Annotated in this window: 11 protein-coding genes; 4 read left to right on the plus strand and 7 right to left on the minus strand. The window is 57.6% G+C overall.

Going from position 1 to position 17,048, the window contains the following annotated elements; all coding sequences use genetic code 11:
* Positions 1-83: 83 nt before the first annotated feature.
* A complete protein-coding gene (locus tag ACA373_RS10915) occupies positions 84-1,415 on the plus strand; it encodes a carbohydrate porin (RefSeq protein WP_253454967.1) in 1,332 nt (443 codons plus the stop codon).
* 85 nt (positions 1,416-1,500) lie between these two features.
* On the opposite strand, the gene ACA373_RS10920 is transcribed toward ACA373_RS10915, so the two are convergent.
* From ACA373_RS10920 to pqqU, 3 genes are all read right to left on the minus strand, one after another.
* Positions 1,501-2,604: an ABC transporter substrate-binding protein gene (locus ACA373_RS10920; protein WP_370734497.1), complete on the minus strand. Its 1,104-nt coding sequence runs from the start codon at positions 2,602-2,604 to the stop codon at positions 1,501-1,503.
* Between the two features lie 172 nt (positions 2,605-2,776).
* Positions 2,777-5,170, minus strand: coding sequence for a glucose/quinate/shikimate family membrane-bound PQQ-dependent dehydrogenase (locus ACA373_RS10925; protein ID WP_369895017.1), 2,394 nt, complete (start codon positions 5,168-5,170; stop codon positions 2,777-2,779).
* A 147-nt stretch (positions 5,171-5,317) separates the two neighbouring features.
* Positions 5,318-7,429: a TonB-dependent receptor PqqU gene (pqqU, locus tag ACA373_RS10930; protein ID WP_370734583.1), complete on the minus strand. Its 2,112-nt coding sequence runs from the start codon at positions 7,427-7,429 to the stop codon at positions 5,318-5,320.
* 463 nt (positions 7,430-7,892) lie between these two features.
* Here pqqU and ACA373_RS10935 point away from each other — a divergent pair, with 463 nt between their 5' ends.
* The 3 genes from ACA373_RS10935 to ACA373_RS10945 all read left to right on the plus strand — a co-directional run bounded on the left by ACA373_RS10935 (position 7,893) and on the right by ACA373_RS10945 (position 10,149).
* The gene (locus tag ACA373_RS10935) at positions 7,893-8,273 is read left to right on the plus strand and encodes a hypothetical protein (protein WP_253454970.1); all 381 of its coding nucleotides are present in this window, start codon (positions 7,893-7,895) and stop codon (positions 8,271-8,273) included.
* 41 nt (positions 8,274-8,314) lie between these two features.
* Positions 8,315-9,451 (plus strand): iron-containing alcohol dehydrogenase, encoded by a 1,137-nt coding sequence (locus tag ACA373_RS10940; RefSeq protein WP_301729857.1) that lies wholly within the window; start codon positions 8,315-8,317, stop codon positions 9,449-9,451.
* Positions 9,452-9,756: 305 nt separating this feature from the next.
* Positions 9,757-10,149 (plus strand): RcnB family protein, encoded by a 393-nt coding sequence (locus tag ACA373_RS10945; protein WP_253454972.1) that lies wholly within the window; start codon positions 9,757-9,759, stop codon positions 10,147-10,149.
* A 99-nt stretch (positions 10,150-10,248) separates the two neighbouring features.
* Here ACA373_RS10945 and ACA373_RS10950 read toward each other — a convergent pair whose 3' ends face one another.
* From ACA373_RS10950 to ACA373_RS10965, 4 genes are all read right to left on the minus strand, one after another.
* Positions 10,249-10,446 (minus strand): hemolysin XhlA, encoded by a 198-nt coding sequence (locus tag ACA373_RS10950; RefSeq protein WP_253454973.1) that lies wholly within the window; start codon positions 10,444-10,446, stop codon positions 10,249-10,251.
* Between the two features lie 401 nt (positions 10,447-10,847).
* Complete coding sequence (locus ACA373_RS10955; protein WP_370734498.1) at positions 10,848-11,291, minus strand: RcnB family protein; 444 nt, start codon at positions 11,289-11,291, stop codon at positions 10,848-10,850.
* Between the two features lie 188 nt (positions 11,292-11,479).
* Entirely contained in the window at positions 11,480-11,884 is a 405-nt protein-coding gene (locus ACA373_RS10960; protein WP_253454975.1) for a type III secretion system chaperone, read from the minus strand.
* Positions 11,885-11,895: 11 nt separating this feature from the next.
* Entirely contained in the window at positions 11,896-16,992 is a 5,097-nt protein-coding gene (locus tag ACA373_RS10965; RefSeq protein WP_370734499.1) for an AvrE-family type 3 secretion system effector, read from the minus strand.
* Between the last annotated feature and the right edge of the window lie 56 nt (positions 16,993-17,048).

The following is a 17,048-nucleotide window of genomic DNA, read 5'->3' on the forward strand; positions in this document are numbered from 1 at the left end:
TAATGCTGATAAAAGCATGATGGCCGCGACAGCGTTTCCGCTTGTGGAAGCGCAGCGCTATCACTAAAACAGGGTTTCCCAATATGAAAAGCGAATCCACCTTGAAAAGAACAGTGGCGTTCTGTGGTGTTGGATTACTGCTGGCCTCCGGCCAGGCGCTGGCGGACTACGCGCCGCTCAGCATCGACTCGCCTTACGCCTTTGGCGACTGGGGCGGCAACCGTAGCCAGCTTGAGCAGGACGGCGTGCAGTTTCAGGTGAACTACACCATGGAATCCGCCAGCAATTTCTCCGGCGGCTATAACCAGTCCACGTCGGCACGCTATACCGATCAGTGGGGCTTCGGCACCACGCTGGATCTGGAAAAGCTGCTGAACTGGACCGATACCCAATTTCAGGCAACCGTTACCAGCCGTAACGGCCAGAACCTGACGGATTATATCAACGATCCGCGCTCCGGCGGTCTGTCATCGGTGCAGGAAGTCTGGGGACGTGGACAAACCTGGCGTCTGACGCAGTTCTGGATCAACAAAGGCTTCTTCGACCACACGGTGGAAGTGAAAGCGGGTCGCGTAACCGTGGGTGAAGACTTCGACAGCTGGCCAAGCAAGTTCCAGAACCTGGCGTTCGGCGGCGGTCAGGCGGGCAACTGGCGTGGCGATCGCTGGTATAACTGGCCGGTTTCCCAGTGGGGCGGCCGCGTGAAGTTCAACTTTACGCCGGAAGTCTTCCTGCAGGTCGGCTTCTATAACCAGACGCCTTCCAACTACGACACCGGCAACGGCTTCCGCCTTGACGGCAGCCCTACCGAAGGCAATCTGGTACCGGTTGAACTCGGCTGGCAGCCGACGCTGGGCGCGGATAAGCTGCAGGGCAACTACCGCGCGGGCTTCTACTACTCTTCGGTAAAAGGCGACAACTACAGCTCTTACAGCAACGGTCAATACGGCGAGGATAACCACTCTTACGGCGGCTACCTGCTGTTACAACAGCAGCTGTTCGCGATGGGCGGCGATAACAAGCGCGGCCTGAGCATTGTGGCCCAGGGCGTAATGAACGATCACAAGACCTCGAAAACCGACAATTACCAGTCGCTGGCGCTGGTCTGGACCGGGCCGTTTGACTCCCGTACGGAAGATGAAATCGGTATCGGCGCGGCGCGTATTCACGTCAATGACGACTACAGCAAAATGCTGCGCCAGACCAACCGTGAAAACGGCGTGAACGATTACGATAATCCAACTTATCTGCCGATCCAGAGCGGTTCGGAATATAACTACGAGATTTATTACAACGCGCATGTCACTAACTGGATGAACCTGCGTCCTAACCTGCAATACGTTGCTTCGCCGGGTGCAGTCAGTGAAGTGAAAGACGCCTTTGTTGGCGGCATTACCGCAACCATCAACTTCTGATGGTGTTCAGGCGGGCTTTACGGCCCGCTTTTTTTCCCCGCAATGCCTCTTCCCTTACGTTATCAATCCACACAAACGCCGTCGTTTACTGCTGCGCATAGCTGAGGGTGACGGGCGCATCAGGCAATTTAGTAAAGCGGGTAATAATCTGGTGGAAATCGGCGGTGGGATCCAGCTTGCTGAACGCCTGTGGATAAAGATCGCGCGCCAGAATTTCCATCCCGATAATGTTATACGGGTGATTGTAGAAATGATGGTAAATCCCGTACACCCTGCCCTGCTGCACCGGCGTAATCTGCTGAAGTCCGCTGCGGTTGACCAGCGTGGTAAAGGTCGTTTTTACCTCCTGCGGCAACACGTTATAGCCAAACGGCAGCACGTTTTTATTCGGCCGTTTCGAGCCTGTCATAATATAAACGTCCGGTTTCATGGCGATAATTTTCTCCAGCGCGACGAAGCCTGAAGCCCCGGGCAGCAGCGCCGAGCCGATGTTTTTACCGCCAACGGCTTCTACCAGACCGCCCCAGCCGTTATGGCCGTGCGTAAAGCAGCAGCTGTCCGAGTTGCCCGCTATCGGTTCAATAAAGACCGTAGGTTTTTTAGCGATCTGCCCAATGGTTTGCTGCATGGCATCAAAACGCTGGTGATAAAAATCCGTATAAGCCTTCGCGCGCGGCTCCTGGTTCAGCACCTTGCCCAGCAGCGTGATGCTGTTGGCAGTGTTCTGCGCCGGGTGCAGTTCATAATCGATAAACATGACCGGGATATGCAGGCGCTGCAGCGTATCCAGCACGCCAGTTTGCTTTAATGCCGCTTTGGCGCGCAGCTGAGCGATCATCAGATCCGGCTGCTGTGCCACCACGCTTTCCAGATTCACCTGTCCCTGGTCATTAAAGCCCATATCAATGATCTTAGCTGCTTCCGGCCAGGTTTTACTGAGCAGCGCCCAGGTCTGCGGATCCTGCTTTTTCGGCAAATTATTCCAGGCTACGACGCGATGAAAAGGGTTCTCCCGATCAAGCAAGGCCAGCGCCATGATGTCACGACCGTCCTGCAGGATGACATGCTGCGGTTCTTTGGCCAGGGTAATGTTTTGATTATCCATATCGGTAATCTGTAGCGGATAGGTAGTCGCGGCGGCGCCCGCAGACACAGCCAGGGAAGCCAGTAACAGCCAGCGGCGGATCATTGCATCTCTCCTTTAAAAATAAGCGAGGCTGACTATACCGATAATCATTCTGCATTGCTTCTCTTTCGGCGGCGCTCCTGTTGGGCAGGCTTTGCGCCCTGTCGCCAGCCTATAAAAAAAGGGCAGCCCGAAGGCCGCCCTTGTTATCCGTCAGAAGCCAGCGGCTTCGGACTTATTTTTTCGCATCGTCCGGCAGCGCATAGGCAACGATATAGTCGCCCAGCTTGGTGCCGAAGGAGCCGTGACCACCTGCCGCGATCAGCACGTACTGCTTGCCGTTCACTTCATAGGTCATTGGGGTTGCCTGGCCGCCAGCTGGCAGACGCGCTTCCCACAGTTTTTCGCCGTTGGTAACGTTGAACGCACGCAGATAGTTATCCGCCGTTGCGCCGATAAACATCACGTTACCCGCCGTAGAGATTGGGCCGCCCAGCATAGGCATACCCATTTTGAACGGCAGCGGCACCGGCGAGCTGTCACGAACGGTACCGATGCGTTTTTTCCACACGATATCGTTGGTTTTCAGGTCAACCGCAGAGATGTAGCCCCATGCTGGCTGCTTACAAGGGAAGCCCAGCGGAGACAGGAACGGGTTCAGGGTCACGCCGTACGGCACGCCGTACTGCGGCTGAACGCCAGTCTCGCTGCCGCTGCCGCCTTTGTCGTTCTCATCCGGCCACATTGGGTTGTTTGGACCACGTGGGATCAGACGAGAAACGAACGGCAGCGCCATTGGGTTGGTAATGGCAATCTGACGATCGGTATTAACTGAAATACCGCCCCACTCGAACATGCCCAGGTTACCCGGGAATACCAGGGTGCCCTGCTCTGACGGTGGCGTGAACGGGCCTTCATAACGCAGGCTGTGGAACATCACGCGGCAGATCAGCTGATCGTAAATCGTCGCGCCCCACATGTCCGCGCCGGACAGCTTGTCTTTTGGACGGTAGGTCAGCTCAGAGAAGTGCTGAGTAGGAGACAGACGGTCGCCTTTTGCCGGGCCCTGAGGCACTGGCGTTTCTGGCGCAGGAACGACTTCTTTACCGCTACGACGATCCAGAACGAAGATATCGCCGGTTTTGGTTGGTACATAGATAACCGGAACGGTGCTGCCGTCTTTAACGGTAATGTCCGCCAGCGTCGGCTGGGCCGGCACATCCATATCCCACAGATCGTGGTGAACGGTCTGGTAGAACCAGGCCACTTTACCGGTGGTCGCATTCAGCGCCAGCATACCCGTCGCGTAACGCTCCATTTCTGGCGTGCGGTTACCGCCCCAGATATCCGGCGTAGCTACGCCAATTGGCAGGTAAACCAGATCCAGTTTGGCATCGTAAGCAGCAGGCGCCCACGAGTTAGGTGAGTTAGCCACATAGTGCTGCTCGCCTTCCGGCACCACGTTCGGATCTTTCGCGCCCGGATCGAATGCCCACAGCAGTTTACCCGTGTTGACATCGAAACCACGCACCACGCCAGAAGGCTCTTTGGTGGAGTAGTTATCGGTTACCGCACCGGCCACAACGATAGTGGTATCGGTAACGATTGGCGGAGAAGTCGGTTCGTAAGCACCAGCGCGCGCGTTAGGCATGTTCTGCTGCAGGTTCAGCTTGCCGTTTTCACCGAATTCCGGGCACAGCGCGCCGGTTTCCGCATCCAGTGCGTACAGGTGACCATCGTTCACCGGCAGGATAATGCGACGTGCGCACAGCGCAGGCTTGCCGCCAGCCGGCACATCGGCCGCCGCCGGGGTTTCATGATAGGAAACGCCACGGCAGGTTACGTGCTGGAAGGAAGGATCGGTTTTCAGCTGCGGATCGAATTTCCACTTCTCTTTACCGGTAGCCGCATCCAGCGCAAACAGGATCTGGTGAGGCGTACACAGGTAGAGGGAATCACCGATTTTAATCGGGGTGACTTCGTCAGTCATTTCGCCCGGATCGGTTGGGCGCTTCATATCGCCGGTACGGAAGGTCCACGCTTCTTTCAGCTGGCCAACGTTTTTATCGTTGATCTGCGTCAGCGGCGAATAGCGAGTGCCGGCCTGGGTACGACCGTAAGCAGGCCAGTCGCCGGCAGCGATGCCGTCAGCCGATTTTTCAGCGTTCGCGGCCTGTTCCGTGCTGAGCGAGCCGTTGATTTCCTGCGGATCGTTGAACACCGCGTAAGCCAGGGCGATAACCGTAACCACCAGCACCGCGCTCAGCGCGCCGCGTGCCGCTTTGCCCTGAGACAATCCACGGTAAACGAAAGGCAGCACCAGCCACAGGCCGAGGAAGAAGGTCACGTCCAGACGCGGCGTCAGCGCCCAGAAGTCTGAGCCTACTTCCCACAACGACCAGATAAGCGTTGCCAGCAGGAATACCGCATACAGCATCAGCGCTGAAGAACGGCGACGGAACAGCAGCCAGGCGACAACCAGTTCAACCACACCCGCGATGATGTAGTAGAACGAGCCGCCGAGTTTGGCCAGCCAGATACCGCCAATCAGCAGGTATAACCCGCTGAGTGCGGCAAATACAGCCGTAAGGATCACGAGAGTCCGTGATAACGGTGCTTTACTTTGCATAGTATGGACCTTACCAAAATTTAACGTCTTCGATTAGGCAGCAGCCCAATCGTAAAAAAACACCCGGTTACATACAGCTTATCCATCCCGGTGCTTTGAACCTGCCGCCAGGCTTACGCCCGACGGCAGGCTGTTCTGGATTAGAGTTTACATAAAGGTATAAGTGAGCGTTGCGCCGACGCCGTAATTCCGTCCCGGCGCCGGTTCGTAGTAGCGTCCGTTGCCTTCGTTAACGATGACCGATCCGACGTACTCTTTGTCAAACAGGTTATCGACGCGGGCAAAGGTATCGAGCGACCACTTATCCCAGTTAAAACGATAGCCGCTATTCAGGCTGGCAACGGTATAGGATGGCGCCTTAGCGTCATTTTCATCGTCGGCCTGAATGCTGCCCATATAGCGGACTTCCGCGCCCGCGTGCCAGCCCTCTTCCGGCAGCCAGCCTAAAGAAGCGTAGCCCATATTCTTCGCCACACCCGGCAGGCGATTGCCGGAAGGCGTACAGCTGCCGACGCTATCGCAGGTTTCGTTGCGGTAGGTAGCGTCCAGCAGCGTCCAGGCCATCTTCAGCTGCCAGTTTTCGGCGAACTGTTGATCGAGCGCCAGCTCCAGGCCGCGACGCCGGGTTTTACCCGCGTTTTTATACACGGAGCGGCCGTTGCTGCTTTGCGCCACCACCAGCTCGTTATCGGTATTGGTCTGGAACAGCGCGGCGGTAAATAAACCGTAGCCGATACGGGTTTTGCTGCCCAGCTCGAAGGTGTCGCTGGTTGACGGCTTCAGGCCCAGGTTCAGCCCGGTCTGGCTGCCGCTGATGGAGCGGTAGGAAAGCTCGTTAATCGTCGGCGTTTCAAAACCGCGACCGGCAGAGAAGTAAAGATTGGAGGCGTCGGTCAGCGCATAATTCAGCGAGCCCATCGGCAACAGCTTGTGATAGCGCTTGCTGCCGCTGTCGTCACCGTTGCCGGCGGTCATATAATAGTCGGTGGAATCAAAGCTGACGGTGCTGTAGCGCAGCCCGGCATCCAGCGTCCATTTTGAGGTCAGGTTCCAGCTGGTTTGCAGATAAGGATCGAGATTCCACATCACGTTCTTTTCGTTGCGGCGCTGGCTGCCCTTTTCGCCCAACAGCGTGCTGCCGTTATCGATACGGTAATTTTCAAATCCCTGACGACGTTCGGTCAGGGTTTCATAGTCCAGGCCGCCGATCAGGCTGAACGGCACGGAACCGAGCCGATCGTCGTGCTGCCAGCGCGTATCCACGCCGGAATATTTACGCTCCAGCACGATTACGCCGCCCGGATAAGCCGGGTTTTTCTGTACGGCGACGGGGATCGACTGATACTGCGTGGTGTGACGCTCGCCGTGCCAGGCCGTCAGCGTAAGCCGATCGTTATCGCTCATTTCGCGCTGATAGCGCAGGCCCAGCTGGGTCTGGTCAAGACTCTTGCGAGTATTGTAGGCCTCACCGCGCGGCGACTGGCGAGGGTTCGCTTTCCACTCGTCGCGGGTCAGGCCGCCCGGATCGTTGGCATCCACCGAAACGCTGTTAAACATCAGCGTCAGCGTGCTGACATCATCGATACGCACGCCGAATTTGCCGTTGCCCAGGCTTTTTTGCGTGCCGCTCTGGTCGCGGAAACCGTGCGTGGTGAAACGCGACCCGGAAATCATATAGTTTACGTCGCCCGCATGCGTACCGTCGCCGGTGGCGCCGCTCGCTTTAACGCTGTTGCGCCAGCTACCGTAGCTGCCGTAATAAGTGCCTGCGGTTAAGGTGGTCGGCTGGCTGCCGGTTTCGCTGTCGATATTTACCACGCCGCCGGAAGCGTTGCCGTAAAGGGCGGAGTAAGGGCCGCGCAGCACTTCAACCTTATCAACCGAATTGATATCTATATTAGACGTCTGGCCCTGCCCGTCCGGCATGGTGGACGGGATGCCGTCAACATAGACGCGCACGCCGCGCACGCCGTACATGGAACGGCTGCCAAAGCCGCGAACGGAGAGCTGGAGATCCTGTGCGTAGTTCTGTCGATTCTGAATTTGCAGGCCGGGCACGCTGCCCAGCGTTTCTGACAGATTCACCTGTGGCGCGCTGTTGCGCAGCTGCTGACCGCTGACCACGCTGACGGCGGCTGGCGTATCCAGTTCAGAAAGCCCGCTGCGCTGTTTGATGACCATCAGCGAGCTCTCCGGCGTGGAGGCGGCATCCTTCTGCGCGGCGGCAGACTGTGCATGGCTGGTCGCAGGCTGAAGCAGGACCAGCGGCGTCAATAAAAGAGCAGATTTTCTATTCACAGGATTGGTTCGGTTGATCAATTCGTTGCCAGAATGCGTGCAGCCTGACGCCCGATAAAGCTTCTCTGCTGTCGATAAAATCGCCAGCGCAGAAAAAGTATACAAGCTGTTTTGAAACTTGCCTGCTAATCCCCTGCAAAATAAGGGTAATTGCGCTTTCCGCCCGTGCAAACGCCTGTGCGCAGGCTGAGAATAAGATGAAAGTATCAAAAACGTCCGGATTGTAGCACTCAATAACCTGTTTGCAACCGTTGTTAAAGATTTGGCTGAACTGATTCAGCAATAAGCCACAAAATGATAATAGGTTCGTTACATCCCCGCGCGGCGCGGCTTGACCCCGCTTTTTGTGCGGTTTTGCGCTTTTACAGGGCGGATCCAGAGCGAAGGCTATACTTAGGCCATTATCCGTTGTTAAGGGAATATCATGCGCTGGCTGGATCCACTAAAACTCTCCGACCTTTTCCCCACGACGGCTTTACTGATTGCGGCCCCGCTGCTGCTGTCTGCCTGTTCCTCCGGCAATAGCGGTATGGTTTGCGAAGGTAAAGTCGAAACGCTGAGCGGCCAGGTTCTGGGCAATACCGAAGGTAAAATTATCGACCGCTTTACCTCTTTTCACGTCACTATGGACAAGCTGAAGCTGGAAAGCGGCGAGCTTTACTCCAGCAACCCGCAGCAATATATTCCTTCTGCCGTGACCAGAGAGGGCTGGCTGGCGCAGCGGCTTTCCGATACCCGCTTTAGCGTGATCAACGCGCAGCAGGACAGGATGATTACCTTCAGCTGCCCTGCGCGCGCCATCTGAGTGCGCAAACCTGTTTTTATTTTAAGTGCCGAGGGACAGAAATGATCGTCAGTCAGTTAGCAAACCGACAAACCTTTTTCGGCCGTGGCAGCCTGAACAAGCTGGTGCCATTGCTAAGCGAAGATCCGCAGCCGACGCTGCTGTTTTGCGCCAACTCGTTTTTACAGAGCGAAGCCTGGCAAAAAATAAAAGCCGAGCTGGAGCCGCTGCTGATCGGGATTGAAGTGGTGCGCCACGAAGCATCGCCTGAAGAAATCGACGGCTGGGTGGCACGCTGGCGCGAGCGGGCCGCGCGCGTGGTGGCAATTGGCGGCGGCAGCGTGCTGGACGCCGCTAAAGCCTTTGCCGCCGTAAGTCAGCATCCGTTAAATACCCTGCGCTATCTGGAAAAGGTGGGCGATACGCCGATAAGCGGCAACACGCTGCCCGTGATTGCGGTACCAACCACGGCCGGAACCGGCAGCGAGGCGACGCAAAACGCGGTGGTAACAGATAAAGCCGACATCAAAGTGAAGGCTTCGCTGCGTCACGCCCATTTTGTGCCGCACGTTGCGATCCTCGATCCCGATCTGCTGCGCGGCGCGCCAGACCACGTGCTGGCCTGCTGCGCTATCGACGCTTTCACCCATCTTTTTGAAGCTTATCTGTCTGCCAAAGGCAATCTGTTCAGCCGTCATGCTGCCCTTAGCGGCCTGCGCGCTTTTCTCAGCGCGTGGCCTTATCTGAACGACCCTGGCGAACAGGGCGATTTAGCCCGCGAACAGATGATGATTGCTTCCTGGCAGGGCGGGCTGAGCCTGAGCATGGCCGGGCTGGGCGTAATCCACGGTATTGCAGGCGAGCTGGGCGCGATTAAAGATTATCACCACGGCGAAGTGTGCGGGCGTCTGCTGCTGCCGTTCTTACAGCTGCTGAACGACAGTGAAAATGCGCAACAGCAAAAGCTGATGGACGAGCTGGCCGTCGCGCTTTTCCCCGGTTTTACGCTGCCGCCCGCGCGTATGCTGGCCTCATGGCTACAGGATAAAGCCATCACGCCTTTCTGGCAGGATCCGCCGCCGCTCACGCAGGCCGAGGCCGACTGGATCCTGACACGCGCCAACAGCAAGAACGCGTTGATCGAGTACAGCGAGGCGCAGCTGCGCTTTATGCTGGAACAGGCGTTCCATATCGCCTGATATTTGCCGTAATCCCGCTTAACCGCCGCGCCCGACAAGCGCGGCGAACTTTGTCTCACCTTTTGCGAAAACGGGCTTTGCCGTTCGTGCCTGACAGAAGCGGCGAACTTTGCCTTACCTTTTACGACAACAGGCTTTACCGCCGCGCCCGACAGAAGCGGCGAAGCCTGTCAGCTTTCTGCCAGCAAAGCGTAAATTAACCGTTAAACCCCTGCTTCTTAAGAATAATGATATTGTTAAGCGCCCGCCTGCCCCCCAGATTAACGCCATCGACCAGAAAAAATCAGACCTGCAAGGAAATGAAAATGAAAAAGTCAGGCGCTATTGCCCTCTCCGCGCTTTTATTCGCCACCAGCCTGAGCGCGTTTGCCGAGGGGCCACGGCAGGACGGCCAGCCGCCGGTTAAGCATGAGCAGCAGCACGGCAATCCATCGCACGGCAATTCACAACCAGAACAGCACCGCGACCCCCGGCACAACGCGCATCCGGCAGAGCGCCGTCAGGCAGCGCATCCGGAATTCCGCAAGGGCCGCCCGCTGCCGGAAAAATATCGCGGCGAAGGCTATCAGGTAAATGACTGGCATAAACGCGGCCTGAAAGCGCCACCGGCGGGCCATCGCTGGCAGAACATTGATGGTAACTATGTGCTGATTGCCATCGCGACCGGCGCAATCGTCTCGGTGATCGCGCATCACTAACGGCAGTTAATCTGCCTTACCAGACCGATCGGGGGCTGTCCTTTTTGAGCAGCCCTTTTTTATCTCTGTTGAGATGGTCAGGAAAACAGGGGCATTCGTTTAAAAAATCAGCCTGGCCACGCCCAGCCCAACGCCCAGCACCACAAACAGCGCGGCGATTAGCCAGATGGTTTGCGTGTTGAGCGAGGAATGTAGCTCTTTTCTGACGCTTTCTATATCGACTTTCGTGGCGTAGTTCGCTTTGATAACGGCAACGTCAATCAGCAGCTTCTCGACCTTTCCTTCCAGTAGCTTCATCTTTTGCTCCATTTTTTTCTCCCTTTAGCCTAAGCCAGCCTTGATGCGATCATAGGATATGAACAAAAAAACACCAGCGTTTTTTTGCGAGGAAAATGCGGCAATCCTCTGAAATATTGATGAAAATTACTGCAACAAAGAAAAAGAATTTCATTAGTCGGATAGCGGGATTTGGGCAGCGGTCTGCTTTGGTGAAAGGGGCAAAAAAGCCAACGGGTGAAATGCGTGAAATGCGTGAAATGCGTGAAATGCGTGAAGTGCTTGAAGTGCGTGAAGTGCGTGAAGTGCGTGAAGTGCGTGAAGTGCGTGAAGTGCGTGAAGTGCGTGAAGTGCGTGAAGTGCGTGAAGTGCGTGAAGTGCGTGAAAATATGCCGACATCCTGCGATGTCGGCAAGTGGCTTTTAGTGAAAAGCGTTGTTCAGCAGAATAGAGGTAATGACGCCCGTCGCAGCGGCAATCAGCACATAGTTGCCGTCGATAGAGGCCCAGCGCTCGCCGCGCGGCGGCTCGTGCAGGCCGCGAGCATGCCAGTCGTTTACCCGGTAATCGTTACCCCGGAAGCGAGGCGGCAGCGGCTGGCCGCGATGGAATTCATGCCCCTGCCAGGCAAAACGGTCGCGCTCTTCAAAATGGCGATCGGGGCCATGACCTCTGTGACTATCGAAATCGGGGCCGCGATCCGGGCCACGTCCAGGCCTGTCACGATCGCCCGGGCCGCCGTGTCCTTCATGACCGCCCTGATGATGCCACCCCTGTCCCGGAGGGCCGTCGGCCTGCGTAACGGTTGAAAAGAGCGAGCTTGCTGAAAATACGGCAATCAACAGCGCCAGGGTCGTTTTTTTCATGGTTATATCCTCGATTTGCTCACGGCTTTTGTCGCACCGTTGAACGACACTATCGTCTAACCCTGGCCTTAAAAATATCGCTAACTGTCTTAAAACCTCTTTAATTACTGTACTTTACCTCGCCCTGACCCTTTCTTAACACTGTGAATGAATTGTGGATCCGCTGCCCGGCAATAATTTGCGTTAAGTCAGGCGGCGCGGTGATTTTCGGCCAGAAATTCGCCGACTTCGTCTGCCTGCACGATAAACGCATTCAGCGCTGCGCTAAAGCCTGTGGCATCCAGAGAGGCCAGCGGCTGTTGGCTGCAAAGCCGCAGAACGTCGTCGCCATCCATCGCCAGCCAGCAGCCGCGCATCGCATTCATCTCAAAATTCAGCGCCAATAGCGTGCGCAAGTGACTTTCCGCAGCGCTTTGCAGATCCTCCAGCCTGCGGTGGAAAATCACGCAGTCGCTGTCCGGCGGCAGTTCGATAATGGCAACCTCGTGCCGGTTGCGCATCAGCGCGCACACGCCGTTTTTCAGGCTCAGGCTAAGATTGAGGCGGCGGCCATACCCGGCCAGGAAGTGATTAAGCTGCTCTGTTGCGTTCATGCCTGTCTCCGTTAGCTTTTAAGCACAAAGTGTTGTTCCTGCCCCTGGCGCAGCGCGCCGGCAAGTTCCGTCGTGGCTTTGGCGATACGCCCTTCCAGCGCATAATTGACCGGTTTATCCTGATCTTCGCCGTAGCTGAAGTTGATTTTCCCCAGGTTACGCTTCATGGAAACCGAAGCGCTGTTGGCGCCGCCAAGCAGAAAAGCGGGCGTGGCGAAGCCGTCCGTTTTTACCTGCGACTTGGTGAAGGCGATGGATTTAAGCCGCAGATTATCGCGGTTGGTCAGCTCGGCCTGCATCTCTTCCGGGCTGTTACCCTGCTCCAGCCAGCGCTGCTCTAATCTCTCCCGTACCTCGTCCTTCAGCTCCAGCGTGACGGTCGCCTCGGTGCTGACGTTGTCCTGTAGCGCTGCAATCAGGGTTTGCAGCTGGTGGTCGTCCTTCATCAGCTCGCGCATTTTGTTGGCGTTGCTGGCATTCAGGCTGCCGTCGAGCAGATGCGAAAGCTGATGCCACAGCCCGTTGCTGTCGACCTTGCTCAGGTTGGCGTAGGTTGTCTGATATTCGCCGCCCTGCAACAGTTTTTGCCCCCGCTCCGCCGCGCTTTGCTGACGCAGATGCTTATCAAGATCGCGCAGTGCGGCCTGCTGTTCGTTGCTTTTTTCGCGGAGATCGCGCGGCGAAAAATGCGCGTCCAGCTTGTCCAGCTTCTGCCTGGGCGTCAGCGGCGTTTCATCGTCTTTATCCTTCAGCGACGCGATAAGCGCCGCCGTAGCCGGATCGCTGAATTTTTTCCCCAGCGTTTCGGTCAGCTTGTCGATATGCACTTCCGCCAGCGGCCGGGCCGTTTTGGTTTCTATCGCCAGGCTCTGCTTTGTCCTGTTATCTATCGAAAGCTGCACGCTGGCGGCCGGCCCGGCGAACATCGGCGTCCGTCCCGTTTCGCCCTTAATCAGCACGCCGGTCGGCAACGCAAAGTTCACGCCCACGCTGGCTTTGTTCAGGCCGCGCGGACGGTTGTTGCTGCGGCTGATGGCGCTGCTGCTTTCTTTGGTGGTGGCACCTCTTTCCCGCGTGCCGGAAAGCACGTTAACGCCTGCATAAGCGCCGCCGCCCACGCGGAAGCTGGCAGGCGTATCCTTTTCATGTTTGTTGGTCAACGGCACGCCCGCCGAAGCCAGCGCGGCGGCATTCGCGTCCAGGCTGACGTTCAGCACCTCGCCATGCTTCACGCTGTGATTTATTCCACGGTTGAGCAGCGCCAGCGGATCGAGCGTGCCCTGCGTCAGCCCTTCGATAAAAGCGGGCAGTTCCGCTTCGGTAATCTCGAAGCTGACGCTGTTTTGCTTTTTTAGATCCAGCGGCGTGACGGAGAAGACCCCGCCCAGCCGAACGGCAGGCGCCAGATTGCGCTGCTGATCGACGGCGACATCGTGCGCCGGATCTTTCATATAGCCGGTCAGCAGGTTGTAGCCCAGGCCGGTAAAGGCGGTTAACGCGCCGCCGCCGTCGCGCCCGAAGCTGACGGTCACGCCGCCTTCGCCTCGCGTCAGGCTCATGCTGTAGCCGCGATCCAGACTGCCTCTGCCGCCTACGCCCGCAATGACCTGTGAACCCGGCAGCGCGCTGATGGTGGTTGTTGCGCCGTAAGCCCGGCTGAAAGAGAGGCTTTCGCCCTTATCCATGTCCAGCACCGTGGTTTCCAGCCTGCGGGCAAGCAGCTGCTGATCCTCGGCCTGCATCACGGTGCGGGTGGTGACGTTCATCGCGTGGTTCGTTTTGCTGAACGCTTTGGTCATGGATTTGATGGCGTCGTAGTTAGCCTCCAGCCTGTCGTTCCCGGTAAATCCCTGGCCGGTGAGCTGTTTAAGCGGATTATTTTCCCACTCGTCATCCCGCAGCTCGCGGAACTCTCTCCCCAGCGCCTGCAACGCTTTTTCACGGGGTTCTCCCTGTAAATCCAGCGCGCGCGTCAGGCGCGTCGTTAAATCGTGCATTTTGACGTTGGTCAGGCCGTCGAGGATCAGGCGGGATTTCGTCAGCCCCATCGGATCGTGCTTGTCGCGATTTATCCCTGCCGGGATCGCCTCCGTGGGCTTTTGCCAGGAAAGCGTGACGTTGCTCTCGCGCATCGCCGCCAGGGAGAGCTGCGCGTGATTGCCTTTACCGCTGGGATGCAAGGCGTAAAGCTGTTGCAGCTTGTTCAACAGATCGTCGCCCTGGCTGCTGGCCGGATTCAGGCTGCCGGTCAGCTTATCAAGCTGCCTACCTGCGCCGCTCTGCGCGCCATAATGCTGCTGAAGCAGACCGGCCTGATGCGCGGCGCTGTCTGCCAGCACCGTATTGAATTTTTGCATTTCGCCGAACCAGCCGGGCAAATCTTCCCGCGCGGCCAGCGTTTTCAGCTTCAGGCTGAGCGGCTCTTCCGCCCTGCCTTTTGGCTGACGTTTAAGATGCTGCGTCAGCGCCGCTATCTGCTGCGACTGCTGCTGATAGATCGCCGTCAGGCCCTGACGACCGCCGTGCGCGTGCTGCACAAGATTGCCCAGGTTTTTTAGCGGGCGCGGCGTCTCCAGCGTGGGACGGAATACAAAGGTGCTGAGCCGCGTGCGGAAAGGCGTATGGACTTTGTGTCCGTCGTGACCGGACTGCCCGAAGGTGTTGACCTCGCGCTTGTAGGTAAGACCGGTTTTACTCAATTTGGCATCGCGCGTGGCGGCGCTCAGTCGTTCAAAATGCCGATCGGCCTGATTTTCCGTATCGTGCACGCCCGCAGAAATATCGGCGGAAACCGGATGCCAGTCGTGCTCGTCTCGCGTCAGTACCTGTTTATTATCCCTCTCCAGCAGCAGCGTGCCTTTCTGGTTGCCATAAAATTTAACCGGCAGCGCCTCGGCGGCTTCGCCAAGTTCATCTTTCAGCGGCGCAGGCAGCCGCTCCGCCTGCATGTCGGTAACTTTTCCTTGCTGCCAGCTCTCGGCAGGCAGGCTGAAAACTTTGCCTTTATCGCTCAATATAAACAGGCGGTTTTCCGGGCCAAACACTATGTCTTTGGCTTTATGCTCAAGCCGATCCTCAGGAAGACGGCTCAGTACCGCACCGGCCTGATTCATCGCCTGGCTCAGCGCCTGACGCGAAAGCGTCTGCGGCAGCCGCTTGTTACGGCGGCTTTCCGTATCAACGTGATGAAAATGGATATCGCCCTGCTCTTCCAGCGTGACGAAACGCCCGTCGTCCAGCGCGCTGGCCGCGACGGTTTTCTGTTTTTTATCCAGACCGGGCATCGCCAGCTCTTCACTGACGCTTTTTTTCACCTGGTGCAGCGCAAAGGTATTCTGCTGAAAATTGATTTTGTTGCTGGCTACGTTGACCTTCAGCCTTTTCAGCTGGTTATCTTTCAGCGCCCAGGCCTGGCCGTCCTGCCCGGCGCGCAGCTGGTCGGCTTTGACCTCTGTCGCTTCCCAGCTGCTGGTTAGCTCGTTAAAGAAGCGCACCTTGCCGTCGTGCAGCGCCAGCTTGCCGTTGGCGCCAATGGAAACGATATCGGTACGGGCCGGCGTGGGTTTTGGCAGGCCTTTCTGGTAATCCATCACCAGGCTGTCGCTGAGGTTCCAGCCGGAGGCCATCTGCGGCCTGTCTGCATGAGGGTTCAGCGCGATAGCGTGCTGCCTGTCCATGCTGTCTTTTACCACCGCATGCAGCTGGCCGTTTTCGCCGCACAGCAGGCTCTGTACGTGAAAGCGGTCGCCGATAGCGTCGGCGATTTGCTGATGCAGCGCGTCGCGCAGGCTCAGGCTTTGCGCGTCGCCAAAATTAAGCTCGTTCGCCTCGCCGGGGCGATTCGCCACCAGCAGACGGCCCTGATGATCGGCGGCGATAACCAGGCTGTCGGTCTGCGCTACCGCCGCCAGCGAAGTTTTAGCCGGTATTGGCTGTAGCGTACGGTGTTGCGCTTCCGGGCTGTCGATGCGCGGCAGCAGCTTAATGCTTTGCTGCTTGCTCTCTTCGCTGGCAAGCAGCACGATTGCCTGACCATCCGCCGCCACAGAGGCGCCGCTGATTTTATCGGCAAAGCGCGCGCTCTGCGTTTGCGTCGATAAATGATGCAGATGGCGATCGTCATGGATCAGATAGAGCGAGTTGTCGCCCTGACGTGACAGCTTCGACTGGTCTTTGTCGTCGCCGAAAAGGTCGACCTTCTGCCAGCCTTCTTCATGCGAAGCCAGCTGATAAAGTTTGTTGTCGCTGAGGCAAAATGCGCGGCTGCCGTCGGGCGTCGCCTGATGATGCACGCCGGTAAGCTGGCTGAGTACGGCGGCATCCGGTAGCTTTACCTCGGCTGCTCGTCCGCCGGGCGCATCGCTACGACGAATTTGCACGCTGCCGCCGTCCTCGCTGAACGTCAGCTGGTGGTCAACGACCTCTGCCGCTTTACGCCGGGGAAATGCGCTGCCCGGCGTCTCTTCTCTTGCCCAGGCCGGTTTGCTGTGGGCCACGCCGACCAGCGTATCCCGCGATGAGTGCAGCGACAGCAGTTTACCTTCGTCGCTCAGCAACGCGTGCTGCTGGCCGTTTTTATTTGCCGCCACGCTTTGATAGTGCATTTTGGGATGGCCAACGGTCTGCTTAAGCAGCGCGCGCTGAGCGTCACGGCCCGCAGGCGCGGCGATAGCGGCGTTGCGCTTTGCGGTCAGCTGCACGCCCAGCGAGCCTTTCTCCTCCGGCTGATGCGCCAGCCGGTCGGCCAGCGTTGTCATAATCTCCTGCTCCAGCGCGCCTTCGGCTATAGAGGGAATGGCAACGTCCAGCTGGTTTAGCGGGCGCAGCGGATGGCTTTCCGGGTTGGCTATCGTCGCGCGGGCGTGGTTTTTCTTAAACAGCGGAAGATGGCTAAAGGCACGAAAACGTCCCTGGCCGGGCGCACGCGCCGCGCTGCCCTGCTGCAAACCCGCGGTGTCTGGCGGCTCGCTGCTCTGTAGTGTGCCGCCACCGCGTTGGCTGGGCGAAGCGTCCTGCTGCCGGAGCATGTCATGACGGGTTTGCGATGAAGTGGTGCGCTGTGCGCTGCTTGATGCTGATGCGAAAGCGGTTCTGATCCCCGATAGCACGGTATATCTCCTTAGCCGGAACGTCTGATTAGCCGGAACGTCTGATACCTGAGCTA

Source organism: Erwinia sp. STN24, assembly GCF_041320675.1.
Taxonomy (GTDB): domain Bacteria; phylum Pseudomonadota; class Gammaproteobacteria; order Enterobacterales; family Enterobacteriaceae; genus Erwinia; species Erwinia aeris.